The sequence below is a fragment of the Candidatus Zixiibacteriota bacterium genome, from assembly GCA_040756055.1.
GTDB lineage: Bacteria > Zixibacteria > MSB-5A5 > GN15 > FEB-12.
Genome location: JBFLZR010000008.1, coordinates 1 through 15,442, shown reverse-complemented (window position 1 = coordinate 15,442; position 15,442 = coordinate 1). Strand labels below are relative to the sequence as shown.

Annotated in this window: 9 protein-coding genes; all 9 read right to left on the bottom strand. The window is 53.1% G+C overall.

Annotated elements, in window-relative coordinates; all coding sequences use genetic code 11:
• Positions 1 to 6: 6 nt before the first annotated feature.
• The 9 genes from AB1483_12900 to AB1483_12860 all read right to left on the bottom strand — a co-directional run bounded on the left by AB1483_12900 (position 7) and on the right by AB1483_12860 (position 14,976).
• Positions 7 to 3,291 (bottom strand): hypothetical protein, encoded by a 3,285-nt coding sequence (locus AB1483_12900; GenBank protein MEW6413348.1) that lies wholly within the window; start codon positions 3,289 to 3,291, stop codon positions 7 to 9.
• A 14-nt stretch (positions 3,292 to 3,305) separates the two neighbouring features.
• Complete coding sequence (locus AB1483_12895) at positions 3,306 to 5,912, bottom strand: PorV/PorQ family protein (protein MEW6413347.1); 2,607 nt, start codon at positions 5,910 to 5,912, stop codon at positions 3,306 to 3,308.
• Between the two features lie 18 nt (positions 5,913 to 5,930).
• Positions 5,931 to 9,815: a type IX secretion system sortase PorU gene (gene porU / locus AB1483_12890; GenBank protein ID MEW6413346.1), complete on the bottom strand. Its 3,885-nt coding sequence runs from the start codon at positions 9,813 to 9,815 to the stop codon at positions 5,931 to 5,933.
• A gap of 369 nt (positions 9,816 to 10,184) precedes the next feature.
• Positions 10,185 to 10,706 carry a hypothetical protein gene (locus AB1483_12885; protein ID MEW6413345.1) on the bottom strand — a complete coding sequence of 174 codons (522 nt, stop codon included), beginning with the start codon at positions 10,704 to 10,706 and terminating at the stop codon, positions 10,185 to 10,187.
• Positions 10,707 to 10,777: 71 nt separating this feature from the next.
• On the bottom strand, positions 10,778 to 12,184 hold the full coding sequence (locus AB1483_12880) for a tryptophanase (protein MEW6413344.1): 1,407 nt from the start codon (positions 12,182 to 12,184) through the stop codon (positions 10,778 to 10,780).
• A gap of 137 nt (positions 12,185 to 12,321) precedes the next feature.
• Positions 12,322 to 13,329: an asparaginase gene (locus AB1483_12875; protein ID MEW6413343.1), complete on the bottom strand. Its 1,008-nt coding sequence runs from the start codon at positions 13,327 to 13,329 to the stop codon at positions 12,322 to 12,324.
• 14 nt (positions 13,330 to 13,343) lie between these two features.
• A complete protein-coding gene (locus AB1483_12870) occupies positions 13,344 to 13,913 on the bottom strand; it encodes a hypothetical protein (GenBank protein MEW6413342.1) in 570 nt (189 codons plus the stop codon).
• 25 nt (positions 13,914 to 13,938) lie between these two features.
• Positions 13,939 to 14,601 (bottom strand): hypothetical protein, encoded by a 663-nt coding sequence (locus AB1483_12865; protein MEW6413341.1) that lies wholly within the window; start codon positions 14,599 to 14,601, stop codon positions 13,939 to 13,941.
• A gap of 147 nt (positions 14,602 to 14,748) precedes the next feature.
• Positions 14,749 to 14,976, bottom strand: a complete 228-nt coding sequence (locus AB1483_12860) for a hypothetical protein (protein MEW6413340.1) — start codon at positions 14,974 to 14,976, stop codon at positions 14,749 to 14,751.
• Between the last annotated feature and the right edge of the window lie 466 nt (positions 14,977 to 15,442).

The window sequence follows — 15,442 nt, the reverse complement described above, 5'->3', positions numbered from 1 at the left end:
ACCCTCCTACCGTATAATAGCGATATCCGTAAACGCCGTTTCACTGTTCCCGCCGAATTCAACCTCTATCCGGCACCGGTAAACACCCGGGGTAACATCGCCGCAATCCCAAACCAGTTCATTATCGACCATGCCGGTTGTCGGACCGCTCAGCTTCGTTATCTCGCGCCCCGACATATCGAAGATTGTCAACATAACGCTGCTGGCCTCATCCCCGAGAAAATACCGTATCGTCGTACTGCCATCAACGACGGGATTGGGATAATTGTAGAACCGCTCTTTCGGCAACGAGGTAGCGTACTGTTTTACTCCCGGGAGCTTGGCGGCATCGAACGCGAACGTCCCCTCGGGATCCGCCCCGTACATCGGCCACATGTCAGAAGTCTCATCATCATCGACATCCCACAGATAGAACCACCCGTCGGCGCCAAGATACCCCAGCCGACCGCTGACCGAGTCGGTGAATAGAACCGGCGACCCCGAAGCATGCTCTCCGGCCGAGAGAGGGAACCCAAATGACCTGTCCGGACCGTACGAATAAATATTACCGGCCTCGGTTGGCATCACTATCTCCGCCAGACCGCCCTCCTGAAGGTCAGCAATGACGGGCGATGATGACACCCGGTCCATAGGGAAACGATCATTTATCTCAATCGGGAAATCGGTCTTAAGCGTCAACTGATAATTGAAAGCGCAGACAGCGTTCACGCCACCAACCACTATATCGGGATAACCATCCATATCAACGTCACCCACAATCGGATTTGCCGTGAACTCATAACCCGTTTCTCTCAAGTCCGCAACTGAGAACGGCGTACTCAACGAATTTGTGTCAAACTTGACCACAACAACGTTGCCATCTTCGCTGCACATCACTATCTCGGGCGTATCGTCCAGATCAAGATCGCCTACCACCGGACCAAGCGAATAGCGACCGTCAATAGTAACCGATACGCTATCGGAACTATTGAAATAGTACAGACTCGTGGACTCATCGCTGCCGCCGGCCAGTATCAGCGCGTTTCCGACACGGCACGCGCCGAACAACTCGTCGTCGCTGACGAGAAACGACTCTACCGGTGCGCTTTCGAATGTTTCCTTGAAATACACTACCCCGCTGTCCGTCACCGCATAGAGAACATCTCCAAACGAAAGAATCAGCGGCATACCGATCGTATTGAAAAAGCTCGTATCGATACCGGATTCGAGATCGGCCAGACCGTTGAAATCTTCGTCCATCAGGCTATACAAATCCACTCGACCGGTGGCCCCCTCGCCCGTTGGATATCCTACCGCCACCAGCCTGTAATCGGACGAACCATCGGAAAACCGTCCCGTAACGGGACCGGCGCTGATGAAATTCTCAGCTATGGCATAAAGATGCAGCGCGTGGAGTACGCCACTATTGACCGAAGCATAGGCAATATCAAAATAAACCGGGCACGTATCACAACCGGTATACTGCGCGAGAAAATGCCCACCATCCGCCGATATCACCGACAGAAGATTGCCGGACGCCGCTATTATCTCCGGATTGCCGTCACCGTCAAGATCGTCAGCGATCGGCGAAATTCCCGCCACTGGCAGACCGGCACGAACCGGGAAACCCGATGACATCATATCGGTGGCGACATCGAAAAACACCACCGAATCCATAAGACTACCGGTGGAAGAGTCCGTTGCTCGCGTTATATCCGTTATAAATATGTGGGTGTTGTTGCCGGAGTTATCTATAGAAGCCGGATTCGTATTGGGCGTGAAAGAATGGTTTCGGTCGTCGCGGAACATATCCTCCTCGCTGCCATAACCCAGCCGGTAATAACCGCCAAAATTGACAAAACCGTCAGCCTCCACCAGCGTAATGAACTGATCGACATCGTTGCCATAGATATCCCGCGCCCACTGAAGCTGATTATCCTGAAAATTATTCACACCGTCGTAATCATAATCAAGCGCTGCCACCCGTTCATCAACATGATATACCAGCACCCCCGAACCGGGCATAAGAAAATCGTATTCCCCGTTCAGCTCGCCGTGCGTCGTGTCCGTCGGCCCGAGAAGCACATAGCTTAGCGTGTCCTGCTTGGCGGCCGGCGGCTCGCCGTCGATATCGACCAATCGATTCTCCAGCAGATAATACTCGTACTCGGTAATCGGTACCCGCGCCACCTTAATGCCATCCGACACCATTTCTGCCGCTACGAGCCGAACATCCGTCTTTTCACGGTAGTCAACAACATCGACAAAACCCAGGTAAGCACGCGACCATGCCATCGGATACAGCGGTATGGCTCCAAACACACTCCCCACCTCGAACCCGAAATCAATCCCGCTGCCGAACCCGTTGTTATCCATCAGCGCGAAATCACCCAGCATGCTCATGAAAGTGCTCGTGCTGTACAAGTCTACCAACCCGAGCTGGTGGCCGAACTCGTGAGCGATAACAGCGTTCATCGCCGTGGCGCGATTATCCTGGTTGGTGGTCTCAGGCATCAAAAGAGCCGTGCGAACAAAATTGGAATCGTGATCGACCGCCAAAGAATCGCCAAAACGAATAAACCCGGTAAACAGATCATTACACGTCGGCGGAAATCCGATATCATTCTGTCCGTCACTGCCGGCATGAAACAAAAATATCGATTCATACCGACCGAAATCAATCTCTGGGGCAACTGTATCGGCCAGTTGAATGCAATCAATAAAATACTGCTCCAGCCCCGCCACCACCTCGCTGAAATCACATTTGCCGTAGTGGCTCATCGGATAGGGCAATTCCCAGACCGAGTCGATGCCCGATGGATAGATGTCCCACGTGAGAGTCAGCTTTCCATCCGAAACGAACTCATAGTACGTCCGCAGAGCCTTCATGTGGGCATCGAAATAAATCGAATCGTGTGGCGGCGGGTCGATAAAATGCCCCGCCGAATCATAAAACTCTTCAACTGTCGTCGTAACATCCATATGTCCCAGGCCCGTCGTGTTCGGGTCATCGGTCTGCTCATACTGGAAATTGTACCGGAGAACAACGATGTTGATAGTGTCGGCGAAATCCGCCGCCAGCGCCATCTTCGGAAGACTCCACTGATTGTCACGAACCAGTTCTGAACTCTCCCGTTCCAGAATCTGCGGAGTCAGACAACGCCTCAGAACCTGATTGTCCCCTTCGGACGTCTCAACAGGACGCTTCTCCCCGAGTGGAATAACGTTCTCCGCGGCGACCACTCCGGCCGCCGCGAGAATTACAAAAAGCGCTGTGGTTCTAGCAAGTTTCTTCAGTCGCGCGATAGTCAATATCGTAACCCATCCTATGGTTGTATGGCCAGCGATACCCTCAGCGTGTTCGCGAGAGCCACATCGCTGTTGCTCGGAATATACGAGAAATCGAACTTGAATATGCCCACCGGTCCCAGACCGACACCAACCGTGGCGGTCTTGATATCACCTTCCTCGTCGAAGATATATCCGCCTCTCAGGGCAAGCAGGTTGGCATACAAAAATTCGGCGCCTCCGTTAAGCACCAGCTGCTTCAACTCCTCGCGGAAACTGTCGTCCACGCCAACCAACGACTTATTCACCTCTGATGTCAACAGCAGATGGTAATAGTCCGACTCCAGCAGCTTGTAAGCAACTCCAACGGCGAAGTTGCGCGGCAGGGGGTCAGACTGGGCGGCGTCGATATAGGCCATATCCGGGCCAAGGTTCGTAACCGCCAGACCCAGCGACAGACGGGATGACCAGTGATAAAGCAGTCCCATATCTATGGCAAATCCCGATGCCGTACCCTCGCCCTGCTCCGTACCCGCTCCCTGGTCGGCCAACCGCGAATAGAGAAACTTGGCCGAGATTCCGCCCTTGAGCTTCTTGGTCAACGACGTTCCATACGAACCGGTCAGGGCCATATCATACGAGTCAAATGTTCCGAGGTCCTGTCCCTGCTCGCCGGTACGCGTTATGGTACCATAGGAAATCAGCGTGAAATTGCCGCCAAATGTACCCCACCCTTCCTTGTGAGACACGGCCGAGAAAAAGGTATAATACAAATCATCAGCCAGTTCCGGCAACCACTTGACGTACATGGCGGAAATATCCGTGCGGGCATTCGCCTTACTCACTATCCTTGAGCTTCCGGCAAACCAGAGCTCGTCATCCTGGGTCTCAACCTTAACCATGCTGGCTTTGTCGAGACTCTCAAGATCCACCTTGCTCCACGACACACCATCATACTCAACCAGACCGAGACTCGTCGCGAAATAGGTGTGCCCGCCGCGAGCGGATATGCTCCTGACCGGGGCGGCCGTCGGATTGCGATACAGCCTTATTGTCTTACCCGCTCTGAGCGACTCGCTTTCGAGATCGTTGATATCCATGACGGTCGCTTTGTAGCCTTCGGCATCCATCGGAACCGAACCGCCGGACGACAGTATATCGGCGAGATTCTGCCCCAGCTCGGAAACGGTGTATTCCCGATATCCGGGCATAACCCACTCAGAATTTTCGTAATATATGACGCCGTACGTGGTGGCAAACCAGACGCGGCCGGAAGGCTCAACATAGATATCGTTCACCTGCCCCTTAAAACCGGCCGAAAACGGCACCCTGATGGTCTGACCGGGTTCAAGTAACAATTCGGCGGGGGTCCCGGCGCTGTCGGTCGCATCGGCCGCCGGACGGTTCAGGCTCTGAATGAGATTAACAAGTCTCTCCTTTTCCTTGTCCGAACCATAAAGGGCAAGCTTCCTGGCAATCTTCTCCACACTGTCATCGAGCACAACGGTATAATCGCGAGTTCCGGACCAGTTTGTTCCGTTGAAATGATAAAGATGGCTCTTCACGACCGCCCAGATTTCCCCGTTACCCGCAAAGGAGAGCGCGCTGACCGGTCCCTCCGGAAGCCCTTCCCCTTCACCGAGAGACATAATTTCAAAACCGTCGCTCTTGACAACACCTTTATCGGTTCCGATATAGAAATCGCTCCCCGAAGCGCTAATGGCAGTAATGTTGAGCGATGGCAGCCCGTTCTGCTCGTTGAACCTGATCCAATCACGCCCATTGAATGAATACAGCCCTTTGTCGGTACCGACCAGAAGGTTGCCACCCGCCGATGCCAGCGCCGTAGGCTCCCCGTCGAAATACGCCGAATACATTATGACCAGTTCTTCGGGAATAAACCGCGTACGTGCCTTGTCGATCGCGAAGGTGATCTTGTCCATCTCCCCTTCACTTATGCTGCCGTCTTCCATACCCTCGTTGTACTTCTTCTCGGCATCGAAAACGGCGTCCCAGTTAATCAGGCAACGATCGTAGCCGGCGAGAAGCGTGTCGAGCGATTCCGCCAAAGACTTCTTAAGACCATAATTTTCAGGTATGCCCGCATTTATCTTGCCGATCAACTCCTCCAGCCAGGCATAATCTTTCTTGTTGTTGGCGACCGCGACCCTTTTGGCCACAGCCTCGATTCGCGTTTGATCGGTTATATTAAAATACGAACCCACTATCTTCTCGACCGTCTGATCGGTGCGCGTTTCGAACAACTCGTATTCATACCACTTCTTGTTGTCATAACGAGCCAGACCCTTGGCCGTGATTGCCCACACATCGTACGCGGCATAGTTGTTGCCGCCGCGGGTCTTGAGCGCGGCTACTGCCGTAATCGGCTGAAAGCTCGCCGGAATGTCGGCCTCCTTCCAGCTCGGCGACAACGGATACGATCCCAGACCGGCCGGATTCCAGTGAGTCGCGGTGGCGTCATCGGCTATCGCCACATAAGCCTCACCCATGGCAGCCGCCCGGGCTCCCGGAGCTATTCGCAGATAGAGCACGGCCGCATTCGATATGTCAGCATACGTCTCTGAAACCATCGCCATGACCATCAGCAGGGCGATTAAACCGGTAAGAAGTTTGGACGGTTTCATACAGTTTCTCCTGATTTATTAATTCACTACCACTAATTTCCCAAATGTCTCGACCTTCTCGCCGCCATTGGCGGGATGAGCCGTCGCCTTGTATATATATACCTCAGTCGCCACGCGACTGCCATCATTATCTTGTCCATACCATTCTATATCGTCATAATAGCCCGGGGTCAGAGAATATCTCTCAAAACTCTTGATTCTGCGGCCCGACAGAGTGAATATCTCAAGAGAAAACCTCTCCACCGCTTCGGTAAGGTAAAATGAAAATCTCGTCGATTCTCTCATAGGGTTCGGGTAATTCAACAAATCCCGTATGGCCAGCTCCTCAACGGCGTACACCTCGGCGTCAAATTCATAATTCGACGAGTTATTGGCGTTATCCCATGCCTTTATTTTGAAATGATGATCCCCGGAGGAAAGTTCGTCCAATTGATATATCAAAGAACCAGTCGTATAATCATCCTGATTCGCCTCGAACATCGATGTTAAATTTACCACATTCTCCGAACGATAGTCAACCTCCAGAGTAATCCCGTGCCCGAGAGCCCCGGTCAGATTAATACCGGATGAATCCGTTATCGTGACCTGCATCCGATCATCGGCCCTTATGTAATCCCCGCTGGCGAAATTGCTGCGCCCCACGAAAGCGACTTCTATGACCGGACCGGCTGAATCCACAAGGGAAGCAATGGTATCCGAAACCGCGATCGAATCGGCAATTCCCGCCGCGTCAATACCGTCAAACCGGGCATAAACCGAAATCTTCGCCCCCTCGCCGCCATATCCGATATCCAGCGGCGGCAAAAAGCTGAACTCGAATTCCCCCTGCGCTATCGTCGCCGAGCCGCGATAGATCGTTGGCCCGGTAACGCTGTACTCAACTGTCTGAGTTACCACGCCGCTCGAATTCACTATCCGGTGAACCATCTCCCGCTCCGAGTCGTATACGTTCACGCTCAGAACTCCATCCCGGGCATAAGTGGAATCATCAATATCTACCACCCTGCCGGTGATGCGCGTCAACCCCAGGGCGGTCAGGCTATCCGGAACCTCCGCAAACTCTACTTCCAGCCGCGGCACCGCCAACTTCACGAATGGACCGCCGAAAAACAGGTATTTGCGATCATTGGTCACCGGTGTCGGCACCGCACTGCTATACTGACGAATAAGCTTGGCAGCGTACATCGCTTCGCAAATCGACAGCGAGTCATTATTCAGAAGCACGTCATAGACCGTTTGATTAAAGTCGGCATTGGCGCTGGAGTACACCAGCCGCGTGGCCGAAATCACCCCGATCGCGCCACGCCCCGCAAGAGCAAGAAAATCCTCCGCCATGCCCTCGCGCTCAGGATCATCGAAGAAACCGATCGCGCACGACGCCGCGAATACCAGCGGCAAATTCTCCGGGTTCGACAAACGCGGCAAATCATCCGTGCGGGTGAACACCGCCTCGTGCGACCAGACATCCGGATTGCCGTGCCCGATATAGTTCACGATCAGCGTTCCATCGTTGATCGCCTTTACAATCGCCGCGTTAACCTCTGGTTTCCGGTTGCCGACAAACGGATAATCCCACAAATAGACTTTGTCGCAATTAAACTGACGAGGAATGTGATAGTCGGCCAACTCCTCAGCCTGGATCGTGTGAATTGTCTCGGTCGTGACCCCTCCTCCACTGTACTCATCATCGGCTACCAGCGTTATATTGTTGCGCCAGATTCCGAAATGCGATGACGACTCGTAGCTGCGAATTTTATCCACTACCGATGATAATTCACTGATCGACTTCACCGGCCAGCGCGCCGTTATCATATCAAAACCTATACCGTCGAGCGCGTACGATGTATCACTATCCAGAATCCCATACGCGCCGAAATAAACGTAGTTGTCATCCGATGCCGACTGGTCCAGACGATGCAGACAGGGTGGAACAAAATTCGGCACTCCGGTGGACAAATAGTCCATAAAATCATAATTGCCGTCGCCGACAAAAAGTACCGCCGATGGAGCCGGCGACGGATAGTTCTCATAGGCAAACTTGAGGAAATCACGAATGGCTATCGGATCATACAACCCGTATGCGAAATTGTCCATAATGTCCTCAACGCTCGCGAGACTGATCGAATAACCGTCCTCTTCACGATACTGCACGTAATCTTCCAACGCCCCGGCAAACACTCTGGGCGCCACGACAAACAAGTCTACTTGCCGGTCTGTGACATAAAGATCCGCCGGGTCCGCCGCCTCGATTGAAAGCGGCGCCAGAGCGGCACCGATGGGCGTCAGGTAAAACCTCCTGAAATCGACACCGTTGCCCTCTAAACCAAATCTGAGCATTCCCCCTGAAGCGGTCGCGGCCACCCGCTGCGGATTATACGGATCTGTCACATCGAGAATCTCCGGCCAGTCCGAAAACTCATTCAATACTTCCACCTGATACGAACCGTCATAAACACCGAGGGTCAAGTCGAGACGGTCGGCGGCCGGGGCATTGGCGCTGGTATAGGATACCTCCACGTAGTCAAGGTATGACGGAGCATTGCTCGGAGGATAGAGATGAAGATTCAATTGATTCGAACCGCTGTAAAACGCCATCGTGGAAAATCTGCATTCAACCGAAGACGCGTAGTCCAACGCTGCCGGCGTGCCGTTTACAGTCAGGTCAACATACGGCGATGCCGTCAGCGCCGCCACTCTTACCTCGGCCGTGTCGCCGGATACAATGTCCGGCGTTGACACATACAGCGAAACATCCTCGAGATTAGACCAGTACCAGTTATAATAATCATTGATATGACCGTCATCATAGCGACGTAAATAATTGCTCTGTTCGACATGAACGTACCTTCGATGCGTATCTATCGCTTCTCCGCTCAGAGCCGCTGTCTGCGCGGCCATCCTCTTGCCAATACTGCTCGAGGTTAGATGCAACCAGTAAATATTCCTGTCGGTATAGGGATTGTGAACGAACTCGGCTGCATCCCCGGCGGAATAAACCCACCTGTCCTGCCCCTCTCCAAAAAACAGAAAGAAATCGCTGGAGCCGAACTCACCGTCTCCCCCATCATACATATCGACCCGAATTTCCGTCAGTACGGGGCGGTCAATCTCATTCTCAACTGGCAAAGGCAAACCGCCGCCGGTGTACAGATGAATATCGCTCGAAGCAAGATTTGTTAGAGAAACCCCCGCGGCTTGAAGTTGTGCGGCCGTTATCTTGTAAAGCCCTGTCTGGTTCACCGCTATCTTCAACCACTGCCCATCCTGGCCGAACGGACCTGCCAGAGCGGCTGACGGCTTGGCCACCGGTAGAGGCGCTGTTGGCCATGTCCTGAACTCATCATAATTGACCACCACCGCCCTGAACATCTTATCGAAAACGGGATCATCGGATGGAGCGACTCCCGCAACCGAACCGCCTGTGAAATCAACCCGAACCTCCACCCTGTCGAAGTAGTTGCCCTGACTCAGCGGAAAGATCCTGACCGTAACCAACTGCCTTCCCCTAAAAGTGCGAGGATCCGATATCTCAACAACCTGGTGAACGACCCGCGACAGATCCCCGGCCGCAACCCTCTGGCTCCTGAAAGGAATCGCCTGACCGGTACTCACCAGACTCACCTGCGGACTCGCCCCATAAGGCAACCCAATTACCACCGACACATATCCATTCACCAGCGAATCGCCATCAACAAACCAACTGAGCTTCTCCGATTCGATTGGCAGTTCGAAATGAAAACCGGATGATGTCGATGAAATAGTTCTTACCTCGGATTTCGTGGCAGCGAAAGAAATTGCGGTGGAAAGACAAAGAAATATCAAGGCTGCGATAGCCGGGAAAAAGCCGGCCCCGGCGCGCAGAGGAACAATCCTCCGGAGAAAGTCAGTAATATATAGCTCCATCGACCTTGTATCAGCCTCTTAACTTACGTGCAGCAAAATCGTTAACCAATGAGCTATATATTATCTCCTCTGCTTTTCTAAACTTCAATAGGTAAGAAGTTCCCCCTAAAATGTCAAGAGCAGAAACAACTTACCTCAATACCGGCCGGGTGTTGCCTGACACCCGATACTGCAATTTAGCAGCCAAATTGGCTCCAACGGCTTGAAAACATCCTATGTTGTTGTCAAACAGCACAGTACGCACGTGCGAGGCCGGTACCGGAAACAACATATAGCTCCATCTGTATGCCAATTTCAGCACTTAGCTGAAAAACACTTCACAAAATAAAAACAAAATCCTCTTATCTACGGTTCTGACGAACATCAGAATCAGAATCTCTCAAGATAATCGCGGTATTCCTGAGAAATCGCCTCAGCCTCATATTCGACTTGCTCCAACCGGTGTTCATACTCGCCTAACGTCCCCATCGGCAGAAATACCGCCGAGTAAACCCCGTAATACTCATCCACCAGTCGCTTGAGAATCCGCCTGAAATCATCAGCGAAAATCCCTGAGGTAGTCAATTCCCGGTAAGCCAATTCGAGATTATCGTCATAAGCCGTCAGGACCGGCTGCTGAGTCTCCGTCCAACGGTCAACCATCTCCCGCATTTCCGACCCCGGGATCACCTGGCCGCGCCCTTGCTCTCCCTCACGCCATTTCTCGACCAGCTCCCGTCCAAAATGGAAATAGACCGCCGTCACCCGGTCAAAATGCTCAACCAGAAGACCGGCGACTTGATACGGTGTAGCCTGCTTGACCTGAGCCGCCCACTCCCGCCGAATCCTCCCGGCCGTCTCCTCCGATATCTCGGCGGCTCTTTCGGGCGACGCACCGGTCTCAATCTTCACACACCCGCTCGCCCAGACTGCCGCCAATAGCGGCAACATCCGGATAACCGGTCTTTTCAGCCTGTCAAAAATCAGGAATTAACCTCGACATTTTCCGAAGTAATCGCCTCGAGCTCACATGTAAAATGACGCAGGAACCTCGACTGATAACTGATCCTGTATCCCGTCAGAGTGTCCTTGCCCGCCACAATGCGTTCGGCGATTTCGGCTATATAATCAAGATGCGAATTGGTGTACACCCGGCGCGGAAGCGCCATCCTCACCAGCTCGCGAGGAGCTTTCATTTCCTTTCCCGTCTCCGGATCGACTCCGCCAAACATTAGTGATCCGATCTCAACGGCTCTGATCCCCCCCTCGACATAAAAAGCAACCGTCAGCGACTGCCCCGGAAACTGACCCGCCGGTATATGCTTCAAAAGCCGCCCGGCATCGACAAACACCGCATGCCCGCCGGTCGGCTCCACAATCGGCATACCCGCCTCTTTAAGGCACTCGCCGAAATACCGCACCTGCTCGACACGATGATGAAGATAATCCAACCCCAGAACTTCCTGAAGACCCACCGCCAGTACCTCGAGGTCCCGGCCGGCCAGACCGCCGTAAGTCGGAAAACCTTCCACCAGGATCATCAGATCCGTCACCCTGCGATAGAGATCCTCATCATTGAGCGCGATAAACCCGCCAATATTCGCCAGCGCGTCTTTCTTGGCCGACATCATCACCCCGTCGCACTGCTCGAACATCTCGTGCGCAATCTCTTCGATCGACTTATCCTCATACCCCGGCTCATCCCGGCGAATGAAATAGCAATTCTCGGCGAAACGCGCGCAATCGAAGAAAAACGGCAGCTTATACTTTTTACAAATAGATGATACCGCTTTGATATTTTTCATCGACACCGGCTGACCACCCACCGAATTATTGGTGATCGTCATCAGCACCATCGGGATATTCTCCACCCCGTGCTCACGGATAAAAGCCTCAAGCTTCTCCGTGTCCATGTCCCCCTTGAAAGGCATTGGCACCGGCGCGTCCGCCTCCGGACAAGGAAGATCCACCGCCACTCCCCCCTTGTGCTCGGTATTGCCGCGGGTGGTATCGAAATGGGTGTTATTGAGCACGAACTGGCCCGGCTTGAGGATCGTACTGAACATCAGATTCTCAGCCGATCTCCCCTGATGGCAGGGAATAACGAATTTCTTGCGGAATATGCTTTTTACCACTTCCTCGAACCTGCGAAACGACCGCGCCCCGGCGTAAGACTCATCCCCCATCATCAGGGCGGCCCACTGCTTGTTGGACATCGCGGCTGTCCCGGAGTCGGTCAACAGGTCGATATAAATATCCTCGGCGTCTATCTTGAAAATATTGTAATGCGCCCCGGCGATCTTGCGCTCGCGCTCGGTGCGGCCGAGTAGCTTAATCGGCTCTACGGATTTAATACGATATGGTTCGGTGGGTTGGCGACGGTCTTTCACCCGTACCTCCTTGTTTTCTGTTAAACGGTTACAACATCAAACAAAGAAGGCACGACTATATCACGTTTTTGATTCTCCGACGATGATAATCCAATCCTAAATGATGGGCGCTTTCCATGCCGTTAATATAAAACATTTCAACATTTTTTCAACTTAAACTCAACCTCGATATACCCGGTCAAAATATCCCGTTGGTTGCGGATTTCCGGATGTTCATACCGCTTCAAAAACGGCTTCTCGGCAACATCTCGTAAAATCCCAAGCTGCTTGAAGACCTCGATCATGATTGGTTCCAGCGCCCGGAAATTCCCATCCGACACCTTCACCGCAATCCCCATCGCCGGCTCCGAAAATCCCACTCCCTGAATCGCTTCCGCGCCGATCTTCGACACCGCGTTGCCCGGAAAACTCCGCTTGATATCATAGTCGAACCGTTTCTCCCCGGACACCATGAACGGAAAAACCGTCATCGCCTCCTTGATCCGCTTCATCGCCGCTCGTGTCTTCTCATCTTTGCCCTCACCGTTGGCCAGCTTTTTGAATCCCAGCGCGAGGTTCTTCAGCGGAAGCGGATAATTCGGCGCCGAACATCCATCAACCCCGCACGGCAACGGCTGAGCGTCATACTCGCAGTACTCTACCAGCGCCTCGCGCACCAACTGTTGCGTTTTGCTGTCGGGCTTCAGGTAATCCTCGATCGGGTCGCCAACAAAACGCGCCAGCGCCAGAAACCCCGAATGCTTCCCCGAACAATTGTGCCGCGCCGGGTCTTTGTCCTCTCCGCCTTGCGGATAGACATTGTCAACCTCCATCCAGATCGGCCGATGCGTCCCACACTGAAGATTCTCCACACTGTTGCCCGCCTTCGCGAGATTCGAAAGCACCACCTCCCGGTGCTTATCCGTGCCGGCGTGCGATCCGCACATGATCGAAAGCTGCTCCGGCGAAAACCCGAACTTATCGGCCCCACCCGATCGCACCAGGGCGATCAATTGAAACGGCTTGATCGATGATCGCGTCATGAACACAACATCCGGGTCACCCAGATAATGCGTCAGGTTGCCGTCTTTATCGACCACCGCCACCGAGGCATAATGCACCGCCTCAAGCGCTCTGCCCCTGTACACTTTTACTGCTGGTTCCATCGATGTCTTCTTGCTTACTTTTGTAACTGATAGATGTTTTGCGGACGGTACGACACCATCACCTGCGTGAATTCCTCATCCCCCTCCAGGCGATAGAAAATCGTCACCGCCTTCACGCTCTCGGACAACCGGTCAAGCTGCTGCGAAAAATAGACATCCTCTTCGTCACCCGGCCTGAGCGTCATCGCCGGAGTCTTCTTCGAAAACGCGTCGTAATTGTTCGGCCCGCGGAAATTGGGATTATACGAGTTGCCCTTGTTGTCAATCATCATGATATAGTAATTATCGATCACCACCGAATCGAGACTCTCGTTTTTGACCTTGATTGTGGCCTCGACAATTCTGTCCGATGCACTTACCAAAAGATCCAGCGGCAAACGAAACACCACCGACCCATCTGGCGACTGACACATCCTGTCCGACTCGATCTTACAATACTTGAAATTGGCCTTCTCCGCCCGCTCGGCTGTCGCGGTCTCATCCGCCTCGGATATAATCCCATCCGGCGCCCCGCCGCACCCCGCCATAAGCGCGACCACAGAGAGTATCGCCGCCATCACGCCGATTTTATATCTGACACTCATCGCCCGAAATCCCCCTTGTGCGGTCTTATCGGGTTTGCATCTGAAGGCTCTGCTGGAGCATCATCCCCACGCCCTCGATCTTCGGCGACATTGCCGCCTTCCACTGACCATCCACCAAACGCGCCGTCGATACATTCATTTCATCGACATACTTCTGCCCGACTTCCATGTGCGTCGCCACCACAACGTGAATGGTCGAGTCGTTCTCCGCCACAATGCCCACCCGGCGGGTCTGCATGCCGGAGAAACTTCGGCCGAGTTCCGGCGATATCGCGAAGATTGTCTCCATGAGATTGGCGAAGAAATCGCGCGGGTCCGACTGACGCATATCGTCCAGATCGAAATCGCGGTCGAACAGCTTGATAGAGTCGGCCTTGGTGCGCGCCGCCATAGCCTCGATCTCGGTGAATATCATCGTCTTGAACCGCGCCAGATCCGTCGGATCGACCAAATCGGCATAAACTTTGAAATTGAGGTCCTCGAGCGCCTTGTTTCCCTGATCGACCACCGCGACAGCGTCATCGTATGTTTTGTCGGACTGACCGCCGCATCCCGCTATTATGGCAATGGCGGCGATGATTATTAGTCCGACAACGAGCGACAGATTCCTGGCATGCTTTTTCACTTTTTCCCTCGATTCTATTGATTTTCTTTTGCTTACGCCTTCGTACGCGGGAAGGTAACACATGCGCTTTGCTATCGCAACCGAATTTCTTTGTGCCAACGGTTTGGGTCGTTCTCAAATCGGTTTGGGTTCGTTTCATCATTTTTAGGACCCCTCACCCCGGCCCTCTCCCGGAGGGCGAGGGAGAAAGAGGCGTGATGTTGCGTTTGATCAATCAAACTCCGGTACCCCACCTAACAGGTGGGTTTTTCTCGAATCATCTCCCACCTGCCGCTGACGCTTTAGGTGGGGTACCTTTGTTCGTTTCTTCATTTTTGCGTGACGTTGCGTTTGATCAATCAAACGCCTACGGATGCGCCAGGTGTATTTTTTGATGTCAGGCCCAAACAAGTTTGAGCCTGCCACCCGGACGATGTCATTCCAGTCCTCTTTGGCCATTCCAACCCCTCTTAGTCATTCCACCCCTTCTTAGTCATTCCGTTTAGTCATTCCGTTGAAAAACGGAATCCAGTGAGCAATGTCATTTCGACCGAAGGGAGAAATCTTATGGTTGTCTTCAAAGATTTCTCGGAAGCCCAGAAATGACAAATTGTCGATACCGCTGTCCATGGCGGGTTCGAAGACGGACCCGCCCTACGAGAGAGCTCTCCCTCGACATCTACCCATCCCCCCCTCACCCCGGCCCTCTCCCGGAGGGCGAGGGAGAAAGAGGCGTGATGTCGCGTTTGATCAATCAAACTCCGGTACCCCACCTAACAGGTGGGTTTATTTCGAATCATGAACGTTTCACTAGATAGGTAACAGAATAGACTCACCACATGGGTAACACTTTTTGGGTTAAAGATCAATGTTGTTTCCTTCTCGTGACTTTTGGTTTTATAAGCATTTTCTTCCTTTCGTCGTA